This window comes from Sphingopyxis sp. BSNA05 (assembly GCF_013265645.1).
Lineage (GTDB): Bacteria > Pseudomonadota > Alphaproteobacteria > Sphingomonadales > Sphingomonadaceae > Parasphingorhabdus.
On record NZ_PYIA01000045.1, the window covers coordinates 1 to 10,035 of the forward strand.

The following is a 10,035-nucleotide window of genomic DNA, read 5'->3' on the forward strand; positions in this document are numbered from 1 at the left end:
TCGGATTATAGCTCATCGGATGCCAGTTATGCGCGCCCAGCGCCCCCGGGATCGCGACAAAGGGCTCCTTGGTCTTGTAGAAGCGGGCGGCCGGATTTTCGATCGGCCGGCCAGTGGCCAGATCATAGCCTTCGGCCCAGTTGATCCCGTCGACGAAGGGTTCGGCGCTGATCAGCGTGCCGTCGAGCCGGTCGATAACGAAGAAAAAGCCGTTTTTCGGGGCGTGATAGAGCACTTTGCGCATCTTGCCGTCGATCGGCAGCTCGGCCTGGATGATATGCTGGGTCGCGGTATAGTCCCAGGTCTCGGCCGGTGTTTCCTGGTAATGCCAGAGATATTTTCCGCTATCGGGGTCGACCGCAACAATCGAGGAGAGGAACAGATTGTCGCCTTCGCCACCCGAGCGCAGGCCGTGGTTCCACGGATTGCCATTGCCGACGCCGAAGTAGAGCTGGTCGAGATCCTCGTCATAGACGATGCTGTCCCAGACCGTACCGCCGCCGCCGGAGACTTTCCATTCGCCGTCGCCCCAGGTCTTGTTGGCTGCCTTGGCAAAAATCTCGTCGCTCGCCGCGCCGTCTGCTTCGCCCTTCGGATTGGGAACGGTGTAGAAGCGCCATTTCAGCAAACCGTCTCGGACATTATAGGCCGAGACATAGCCGCGCACGCCGAATTCCGCACCGCCATTGCCGATGATCACCATATTCTTGACCACCCGCGGGGCGCCGGTGATCGTATAGGGCTTGCTGTTGTCGGTGGTCTGGGTTTCCCAGAGCCGCGCGCCGGTATTCGCGTCCAGCGCGATCAGCCGGCCGTCGATGGTGCCGAAAAACAATTTGCCGCGGTTGATCGCAACGCCGCGATTGACCACGTCGCAACAGGCGTCGACCGCTTTTTCGCCGGCCACCCCGGGATCATAGGACCAGAGTTCCTCGCCGGTCTTGGCGTCATAGGCAAAGACCTTCGACCATGCGGTGGAGATATAGAGCTTGCCGTCGACGACGACCGGCGTCGCTTCCTGGCCACGGGCATCGGGCAGGTCCTTGAACCAGGCGATGCCGAGTTCGGCGACATTGCTGTCGTTGATCTGGGTGAGCGGGCTGTGGCGCTGTTCCTTGGCGTCAAAGCCGATATTGTCCCAGTCCGCGTTGACCACCGCGTCGGGCGTTGCCGGATCACCGGTCTGGCTCTGGCAAGCCACCAGCAAAAGAGGTGCCAATAAATATCCCAGCCTGCGCATCACCCGTCTCCTAAAATCCGCCGGACGGTCCGCCGTCCGTGCAATTTAACTGACTAGCTAAATTCCGGGCGGATGGTCAAGGATTATAGCGGCCACGGTGCCGCGATCTGTCGCACCCGCTAGTCCGTGCCGCTCGCCAGCCGCAATTCCATGCCCGTCCCATCGGCGCGCCAGTCGATCGATGCGCCGAGCGAGGTGGCCAGCGAACTGATCACCCGTGTTCCCAGGCCCGACGAGGACGCCGCACGTTCCGCATCCTGCCGGTTCGCCGTGCCATTGTCCTTGCAGAAAATCGACCATTGCTCGCCCTCGCTCGCAATCACGAATTCGATTTTGCCACCGGCAGCGAAAAGGCCGTGCTTGACGCTGTTCGAGACAAATTCATTGACGATCAGCAGCAGGCCGTTGGCCAGATGCGGGCTGGCATGGTCGCCGCTGACCGCAGCCGAAAGCGCGATGCCGTCGGGAAGCAATTGCTGAAGATCAAGGCAGACCCGCCGGAACAGCGAGGAGAGGTCGACCAGCTGCCCCTGTTCCAGATCGTGCAGTTCGGCGTGCAGCGAGGACAGCGACCGGATCCGCAGGCTTGCATCCTCCAGCGCCAGGCGCACTTTCTCGTCCGGCGCGGCGCGCGCCTTCATCGCGAACAGCGAGCCGATCGAGGCCAGCGAATTTTTCACCCGATGGTCGATTTCCCGGCGCAGCACCTGCTCCCGTTCGAGCGCCTGGCGCAGGTCCAGTTCCCGCATCACCTGGTGCGAGAGTATCCGGATCACCTTGCGCTGCTGTTCGCTCAGCACCCGCGGCTTGGTGTCGAGCACGCACAAAGTGCCCAGCGGCAGGCCGTTGGCGGCTTTCAGGACCGCTCCGGCGTAGAAGCGGAAGCCGTCCTCGCTGGTGCACAGCGGATTGTCGGCCATCCGCTCGTCAGCCAGCGTATCGGGTATTTCGACGAAATCGTCCTGCAGGATCACATGGCCGCACAGGCTGGTGTCGATCGGCGTCGACCGCACGCCCAGCCCGACCTCGGCCTTGAACCACTGCCGCCCCTCGTCGATGAAATTGACCACCGAAACCGGCGCGTCGCACAATTGCGCGGTCAGCTCGACGAGTTCGTCAAAGGCCTGCTCGCGCTCGGTGTCGAGTATGCCGTAGCGGCGCAGTTCGCGGAGGCGCTCGGCCTCCTGGGGATGGAGTTGGGGCTTCATCGGATGCTGATAGCAGAATGGCGGAGAGAAGAAAGAGACTCCGGCGCTGGTGAACTTCGGCGATGGTTTTTGCAGGTCTGCCCGAAACGGTTCGCCGCAGGACCCGCTCGGGCTGCCTGCAGAAGCGGCGAATCTGACGAATATGTTCATCCGGGCGACAGGGTGGTCGGGCCAGTCCGGCCCCTGCTTGTTCACAGGCGGCGCCAGTGCCGTCCCGACCATGCCGCAGACCGAAAGGAAGATTGACAGGCGGCATTCCATCCCCACAGGTCCGGCCGGAGCACGGCCACGCGCATGGCAAGGCCGGACAGATTCGACCGAAGGAGAAATATAATGAACACCAGTTTCCAACCCCGGACAGCCGCCATGCTGCTGGCCACCGCCACCCTGCTGACGCCCGGCAGCCTGCTCGCGCAACAGGAGGCGCGCGACAATATCATCGTCTCCGGCCAGCAGGAAATCGACTTTGCCACGGCGATGGCCGAAGCGCCCGCCGGCCCCGAAATCGAAGGCATCATCTCCGCCCGCAGCGATGACCGCCTGCAGATTACCGCAGACGACGGCGCGCGGACGGTGATCGGCTTCAACGAGATCACCGAGATCAGGGCCAGCAAGGGCCTGTTCGGCATCGGCCGCGAAAGCCTGGGCGGCGAAGCGCTGCTCAACGGCCTGCCGGTCACCGTCAAGACGGTGCAGCTGGGCAGCGATCTGGTCGCCAGCCAGATCAGGTTGAAGGGTAGCGATCTCAAGACCGCCAACATGATCCACAACGGCACCGCCCAAGGCTTTGCCGAACAGACCGCGGCGACCGAGGCGTTGCGCAGCCGGGTCAGCGATATCGACCAATATAATGTGAAGGGCACGACCAACGTCTATTTCGACACCGGCAAGGCAAAGCTCTCTGCCAGCGGCAAGGCCGACCTGTGCGCCACCACCGCGGCGGCGGACGATATGAACAACGCCCTGATCCTGGTCGTCGGCTATACCGATTCGACCGGCGATTATGAATATAACCAGCAGCTCAGCGAGCAACGCGCCAGCCGCGTGGTCAATTATATCCAGCAGAACTGCGGCTGGAAACCCTATCGCATGCTGACCCCGACCGGCATGTCCGAAGCCGATCCGATGGCGAGCAACGACACCGCCAGCGGCAAGGCGCAAAACCGCCGCGTCGCGGTGAATATTCTGGTCAGCAAGGGCCTCGACGGGCTCTAGTCCATGGAATGAAGCGGGGCGGGTGTAAGGCCCGCCCCGTTATCTCGTCGCCAGACCGCGCTCCCCCCGATCAGCGCTGCTTCCTGGTGGTCGCCGCGTTGAAATCGGGGTCTTTTTCGCCACCCAGTTCACAAATTTGCGCACCACCGGATCGGCGAGCAGCGCGTCGACATCCATGCCGTGGCGCTGCAATTCGCTATTGGTGAAATGGGTGATGATGGTCTGCTGGCAGATCGGATGCATCGGCACCGTATCGCGCCCGCCCCGGCTTTTCGGCACCGGATGATGCCAGACAATGGCCTTCCCGGTCGGCCGCCCGCAAAGCCAGCAATCCGGCACCTCCGCCGGAGCCTCCTCCGCCTCGGGCAGATCCTGCCAGCCACCATGTTTCGAATGTTTGCGGGCCATGTTTTGGGGTCTCGGTTGGTGGAGGGTGAGGGGGATGCCTAGGGGGACGGGGGTGGGATTGCTAGGGAAAGGTGGTTGGAGCCAAGCCGCGCAAGCATCTTTACAATCCCGACCTGCACCAATAGTATGACGATCTGTCTGCAAGGAGCTTCACCCATGGCCACCGTCCGCAAAACCATCACGCTCAGCGCAAGCCAGGACGCATGGATAAAATCCCGGATCGCTGGCGGTGCCTTTACCAATGACAGCGAATATATCCGCGATCTGGTCAAGCGCGACCAGTCGCAGGAAGACCGGCTTGCCACGTTGCGCGCGGCGATAGCGAGGGACTCGACAGCGGCACCAGCGACCAGTCGCTGGACGATATATGGAGCGCCGCCGAAGACCGCGCTGCCCATGGCTGACCTGCGCCTCAGCAGCGCGCCGCAAGTGATCTGGCCGAAATAGCCGATTACACCATCGCCGAATTCGGCATCGATCAGGCCCGGCGCTACCGCGACCAGTTTCAGGCCTGTTTCCGGTCTCTGCTGGATAACCCCCTGCTTGGTAGCAGCGCCGAGGAGGTCGCCCCGGGATTGCGGCGTATTCGTCAGCAGGCGCATGTTGTTTTTACAGGGTTGAGCGGGATGGGCTGCTTATTGTGAGAGTGCTGCATCACAGCATGGATTTCGAGCGGCATCTTTAACTTGCATCCATGGCGACGGCTTTTACAAAAACACCTGGTTATGTGGAACCGGCGGACAGCGCCAGAACGCAGATGGCTATGCAGAAATCGCTACGGCCGAATCTGGCGGGTCTGCGACTCGCGAGTTTCGTGCTATTAGTAAACTGTCGCCGCAATTGCCGGTGTAAGTTGCAAACAAAAACAAATATTTTGCTTACTAACGACTATTGTATATCATCGATCGATAGCTCGGTCCCCGCCTTGGGAAAATAAATGCCTGAAAGTAAATTGCAATGCATCTTTCTGAGTTCGTAGCTGTAAATTCCGGCCCGTTAACAAAACTACATATTGAGTTTGCATTCGACGGAGCACGTCCTTTGCCCACGACGATATTAGGTACTAATGGGCGAGGTAAGACAAGTATTTTATCGATGATCACAGATGCCATTTTTGAAGGCGCGGCTCAACATTATCAGGATGTTTTGCCATCCACCGGACTTTCTAGAAAATGGTTTCGGTTGGTAGGGAGCAAAACCGTCAAATCGGGAGCGGCAGGTGGTTTTTCGATTTTGCGGTTTACGGATGAAGGTGCTGATCATTTCTTCGCCGAGAAAGGGGGAAAGTATCCTGGAGAGACGGCGCGCAATGAGTTGCCGGAGTCACTCCATCCGGGCGTCAATTGGTCTGATGATGAAAATCGCACAAGGCGTTCAAATTGCCTGACGGGAGATCCAAATCCATCTTTAAAAATGGTGTTTATGCTTTTTTCCAGCCAGTCGCGCTGAGTTGCCGTATTGGTTAAATCGAGACTCCCAAGTAATGGATTCTTTTGATGCGTCATTGAAATTGAACGGAAAACTCGCCAGACCCATTTTCGTTGAGAATGGTATCCAGGCATTTTCACAGTGGTTGATGGCCGTTCTCTTGGAAACTCTTCGAGACGAGCAATTGATACAAACGAAAGATGGAGTGAACGTTGCTTTGGCTATGCGCCCGCCGCCTGAACATGACGGTGCACCGCTTTGGCAAGCGGCCAATCAATTGCTTAAAGCAATTGTTCGAGATGGCGCGGCGCGGTTCGTTTGGTTTGGGCGGAACCAAGCACAAAAAATTGGCATTGATTTTGGCGATGGGCGTCATGTTAACGGACTCGATGCGCTCTCTTCAGGGCAGGCATCGCTCCTCCTGATATTCGGCACTCTACTTCGTTATGCAGATTCGGCGGCTTCCTTTTCAGGGCTCGAAAATATCAAAGGTATTTGTGTGGTCGATGAAATTGATTCCCATTTACATATAGAACTTCAAACAAGAGTCCTTCCAGAATTGATTGCTTTGTTTCCCAATGTGCAGTTCATTATGAGCAGCCATTCCCCTTTGTTCGCGCTTGCAATGGAGAAGCGGTTTGGTCCTACCGGAATGCGCCACTTTGACTTAGATGTTAACGCATATACATCAGCCAGCGCCTTCTCGGAGTTTGCGGCAGCATTCGAAGCAATCGCTGAAACAGAGCAATTTGAAAAGAGACTTCGGGAAAGGGCTAAAGCCCAAGGCAAGCCGCTTATTTTGCTCGAAGGGGAAACTGACCCCTTGTACATTTGCAGAGCAGCAGAAGCCTTGGGCAAAACAAAACTATTGGATGGTGTTGAACTTCAATGGGTGGGCGAAAAGCTATCGGGCAATGCAACAAACACCGGAAAAGATGCGCTCAAGCACGCTAACAATATGCTTCGGAGCAATCCAAATCTAACAAATAGGCCGATATTGTTGCTCTATGATTGTGACACAAACAAGCCGCCGGAAGACATCGGAAATTTGCACGTTAGAAGCATCCCGGAAAACAATGAAGCAACCATTGCAAAGGACGGAATTGAGAACTTACTTCCCGATGATGTTTTTGAAGACGACATGTATGATTCACGTACCAAAGATGGGAAATACGGCAACACTACGATCATTCGTCAACTTAACAAGACACGGTTATGCAACACGGTCTGCGATGCGAAAACTGACGTGGCGACCTTCAGTGGATTTAAGGTTGTCTTCGAGATTATAGAAGAGCTATTTCCACTGGCTCCAATCGCCAGTGCAACCGTTTAGCTAATCAATATAGCTTCTATTGGGGTTTCGGAATCGTTCTCAGTAAATAGAGCTTAGCTGTAAAGGATAGGGCTGCTGCCAATCACCCGACCCCACCCCCCTCAATAAGGCGGACAATCCAACCCGGTCGGGCTCTTCGTGAATATCTCGTTCCCGGTCTCGGTAATCCTGATACTATGCTCGGACTGCGCGGTCAGCGAGCGGTCGCGGGTGACGGCTGTCCAGCCATCATCCAGCGTCTTGCAGGCATATTTGCCGATATTGATCATCTGTTCGATGGCAGTCAGTGCGGCCCTGCCGTCTTTTTTCACTTGCATTTAGGACGGCATTGCCGTATATAACCTGCATGGATAAAGCGCCGATCCATACTGTCGTCGCAACGCTCGCTTTTCAGAAGAGGGTGAAGGTCCTCGGCGTTAGTGAGGTCGAACTCAATGCGATTTACGACCTGTATCAGTCCGATCCCGACTTCGGCAAGGTCGAGCCTCGCACTGGTGGGTTACGCAAAGGACGCGTCGCGAAACAGGCAACGGGAAAGAGTGGCGGCTATCGGGTGTTCAGCTTTTTCGCTGACGCTGCCAATCCGGTTTTCCTGCTCTGGATGATCGACAAGAGTGACGACGACAGTCTGACCGGCGAACAGAAAAATGCTTTCAAGGCGGCACTGGCAAAACTCAAGCAGGAGTTGAGAAAATGAAGAACGAAGATTTCAACGGCATCATGGAAGGCATCGAAGATGCAACGGCCTTCGTTCAGGGCAAACATGCGCGTGCGCACGTGGTGGCGGGACCGGATATCAAGGCGCTGAGAAAGCGTATCAAGATGACCCAGGCGGTGTTTGCCAGAACCTATCGCCTGCCGCTCGGCACGGTCAAGGACTGGGAGCAGGGCAGGCGCCAGCCCGATGCCCCGGCACGCGCCTTGCTTGCCGTAATCGAGAAAAATCCGGAGATTGTGCAAAGGGCTTTGGCCGAAGGCTGATCTTAATTGGCGATCGCATTCGGGTGACAGTGCATTTTTTATGCGGTGGCCATAACGAAGATATAGGTGCACCTGTCTCCGTAAGCAGTTCCCAATGACTTTTAGCGCTCAATATGCGATTTACCCATATTTGATGCGAAAGTGGGTGGCACTATGGCTATTCGAGACTGGCTGAAACGGATCATCGGAAGCGATGGCGACGCGATCGAGAGCAATGAGCCGGCACAGGAAGTGGGACCACCTGCGAGTATTGGGTCGAGCAGGAATGAAGTGATCTCATATGCAGTGAAACTTTCAACGCTCGTCATTGACCAACCAGATGCAATGGCCTTTTATCGTACTGTCTTTGCCGATCATCCGAACCAGTTTGTCGCGTACAATGATCTTCGCAAGCAGGGTAACTTGCTCGATAAAGACGAACTGAAAGCAATTGGCCTTCGGACAAATGTGAAGATGTCTGCACAATTTCTTGCTACTTTGAACGAGCGTGGTCGCAATGACCCGATGGAGGCAGCTGCTGTAGTTGGCTTGACAGTTTCGACGGCTCTTTGCACTTGGCGAGACCTAAAAAAATAGATGCTGCCGAAATTGAAATGGTGAAATTCCATGCCTCGAACATGGCAGCCGGTCCCTGCGAATGCGCTGCAACTCTAAATGACCAATGTATTCCTATCCACGATGCCAAAATCCTGCCTCTGGAGAGCTGTTCTCACACCGCTCAATGCGGTTGTATGTATCGAACTTGGCTGGGTTTGATGGACACGGTTGATACATAATCGGATCGCAAGGGTGAGGCCGAGCCGTTTATAGATTCAGATATTCGATCGATACGCAGAGTTCTCTGCTCATTTCAATGCAACCCAGCCCCCCTCAATAAGGCGGGCAATCCAGCCCCGTCGGGCTCTTCGTAAATATCTCGTTCCCGTCCTCGGTAATCCCGATACTATGCTCGAACTGCGCCGTCAGCGAGCGGTCGCGGGTCACCGCTGTCCAGCCGTCGTCGAGCATCTTGCAGGCATATTTGCCGATATTGATCATCGGCTCGATGGTGAAGAACATGCCGGGGCGCAGTTCCGGGCCGGTGCCGGGGCGGCCGGCGTGGACGACTTCGGGGGCGTCGTGGAACATCTGGCCCAGACCATGGCCGCAGAAATCGCGGACCACCGAATAGCGGTGGGCTTCGGCGTGGCTCTGGATCGCGTGGGCGACATCGCCCATGCGGTTGCCGGGTTTCGCCTGCTCGATGCCCAGCATCATGCATTCATAGGTGACCTGGACCAGCTTGCTCGCCTTGATCGGGGTCTTGCCGACCAGATACATGCGGCTGGTGTCGCCGTGCCAGCCGTCGACGATCACGGTCACGTCGATATTGACGATATCGCCCTCGTTGAGCTTCTTGTCGCCGGGGATGCCGTGGCAGACGACATGGTTGATCGAGGTGCAGCAGCTGTGCGTGAAACCGCGATAGCCTAAGGTGGCGGGGACCGCGCCGGCGGCAAAGGCCTGTTGCCGGACCATATCGTCGAGCGCGCCGGTGGTCACGCCGGGCACGACATGGGGGACAAGGCTGTCGAGTATCTCTGCGGCCAGCCGGCCGGCCTTGCGCATGCCTGCAAAACCTTCCGGCCCGTGCAGCTTGATCGCTCCGGTCCGGGATTGCGGGGTGGTGTCTTCTACGGTCATATAGTCTGTCATGCGGCCTATATAGGCATCGCGGCGCGGTTTGGCGATACCCCAATATGCAGGGATTTTCGCTGGATATTAACCAAGTCGCGCTAGGGGCGCAGCGTGGGAACAGAAGGAATTGCGAAAGCTTGATGCAAAACCGCCTGAAATATGGACTGATCGCGCTGAGCCTGCTGCTCGGCGGCGGCGATGTCTGGCGCCGGCTGGTGATGCTGGCGACACCGGATATCCAGCCTGTCGCCCTGATCGCCTTTGCCGGCCTGTTCGGCCTTTGCGCGCTCGGCCTGGTTGGTATCTCGCGGTTCCGCAACGGCTGGCTGCGCTGGCCACTGGCCGTGCTGCTGGCGGCAGGATCGCTGCTGGTCGACGGCTATCAACGGGCGGTCGGCGATTTCATGAGCTACGAGAGTTTTGTCACCATGGTCGAGAGCGCCGGCGATCTCGGCAACGCGCTGGCGCAGCAGGGCGGGGGCATTGTCCTGGCGGCGGGCAAGGCGCTGCTGCTGTTGCTCGGCATCGGGTTGCGCCCGCCCGGC

Annotated in this window: 12 protein-coding genes and 2 pseudogenes; 9 read left to right on the forward strand and 5 right to left on the reverse strand. The window is 57.5% G+C overall.

The features are described from left to right. The coding region (locus C8024_RS05020) for a PQQ-dependent dehydrogenase, methanol/ethanol family (protein ID WP_173203249.1) at positions 1-1,240 on the reverse strand (1,240 nt) is incomplete at its 3' end. A 119-nt stretch (positions 1,241-1,359) separates the two neighbouring features. Next, entirely contained in the window at positions 1,360-2,709 is a 1,350-nt protein-coding gene (locus C8024_RS05025; RefSeq protein WP_254305582.1) for a sensor histidine kinase, read from the reverse strand. A 72-nt stretch (positions 2,710-2,781) separates the two neighbouring features. Here C8024_RS05025 and C8024_RS05030 point away from each other — a divergent pair, with 72 nt between their 5' ends. Continuing rightward, positions 2,782-3,663 (forward strand): OmpA family protein, encoded by an 882-nt coding sequence (locus tag C8024_RS05030; protein ID WP_254305583.1) that lies wholly within the window; start codon positions 2,782-2,784, stop codon positions 3,661-3,663. Positions 3,664-3,733: 70 nt separating this feature from the next. Here C8024_RS05030 and C8024_RS05035 read toward each other — a convergent pair. Then, positions 3,734-4,071: pseudogene (locus C8024_RS05035) on the reverse strand (hypothetical protein). A 156-nt stretch (positions 4,072-4,227) separates the two neighbouring features. On the opposite strand from C8024_RS05035, the gene C8024_RS05040 reads away from it, so the two are divergent. The 4 genes from C8024_RS05040 (at position 4,228) to C8024_RS05055 (ending at position 6,832) form a co-directional block, all read left to right on the forward strand. Next, the gene (locus C8024_RS05040; protein ID WP_254305584.1) at positions 4,228-4,518 is read left to right on the forward strand and encodes a hypothetical protein; all 291 of its coding nucleotides are present in this window, start codon (positions 4,228-4,230) and stop codon (positions 4,516-4,518) included. A 26-nt stretch (positions 4,519-4,544) separates the two neighbouring features. Then, positions 4,545-4,715 carry a type II toxin-antitoxin system RelE/ParE family toxin gene (locus C8024_RS22940; RefSeq protein ID WP_367947158.1) on the forward strand — a complete coding sequence of 57 codons (171 nt, stop codon included), beginning with the start codon at positions 4,545-4,547 and terminating at the stop codon, positions 4,713-4,715. A 451-nt stretch (positions 4,716-5,166) separates the two neighbouring features. Beyond that, on the forward strand, positions 5,167-5,520 hold the full coding sequence (locus C8024_RS05050; RefSeq protein ID WP_217272004.1) for a hypothetical protein: 354 nt from the start codon (positions 5,167-5,169) through the stop codon (positions 5,518-5,520). A gap of 34 nt (positions 5,521-5,554) precedes the next feature. Then, the gene (locus C8024_RS05055) at positions 5,555-6,832 is read left to right on the forward strand and encodes an AAA family ATPase (protein ID WP_173203253.1); all 1,278 of its coding nucleotides are present in this window, start codon (positions 5,555-5,557) and stop codon (positions 6,830-6,832) included. A 101-nt stretch (positions 6,833-6,933) separates the two neighbouring features. Here the strand turns inward: C8024_RS05055 and C8024_RS05060 are convergent. Next, positions 6,934-7,110, reverse strand: a pseudogene (locus tag C8024_RS05060) (type I methionyl aminopeptidase); the annotation flags it as partial. 68 nt (positions 7,111-7,178) lie between these two features. Between C8024_RS05060 and C8024_RS05065 the strand changes: the two are divergent. From C8024_RS05065 to C8024_RS05075, 3 genes are all read left to right on the forward strand, one after another. Further along, positions 7,179-7,529: a type II toxin-antitoxin system RelE/ParE family toxin gene (locus C8024_RS05065; protein WP_173203255.1), complete on the forward strand. Its 351-nt coding sequence runs from the start codon at positions 7,179-7,181 to the stop codon at positions 7,527-7,529. After that, complete coding sequence (locus C8024_RS05070) at positions 7,526-7,813, forward strand: DNA-binding transcriptional regulator (protein WP_173203257.1); 288 nt, start codon at positions 7,526-7,528, stop codon at positions 7,811-7,813. Before C8024_RS05065 ends, C8024_RS05070 begins: the two co-directional genes overlap by 4 nt. Before the next feature lie 153 nt (positions 7,814-7,966). After that, positions 7,967-8,389 (forward strand): hypothetical protein, encoded by a 423-nt coding sequence (locus C8024_RS05075; protein WP_173203259.1) that lies wholly within the window; start codon positions 7,967-7,969, stop codon positions 8,387-8,389. A gap of 294 nt (positions 8,390-8,683) precedes the next feature. On the opposite strand, the gene map is transcribed toward C8024_RS05075, so the two are convergent. Next, positions 8,684-9,508 (reverse strand): type I methionyl aminopeptidase, encoded by an 825-nt coding sequence (gene map, locus C8024_RS05080; RefSeq protein WP_173203261.1) that lies wholly within the window; start codon positions 9,506-9,508, stop codon positions 8,684-8,686. Between the two features lie 122 nt (positions 9,509-9,630). Between map and C8024_RS05085 the strand changes: the two genes are divergently transcribed. Continuing rightward, the coding region (locus tag C8024_RS05085) for a hypothetical protein (RefSeq protein WP_217272005.1) at positions 9,631-10,035 on the forward strand (405 nt) is incomplete at its 3' end.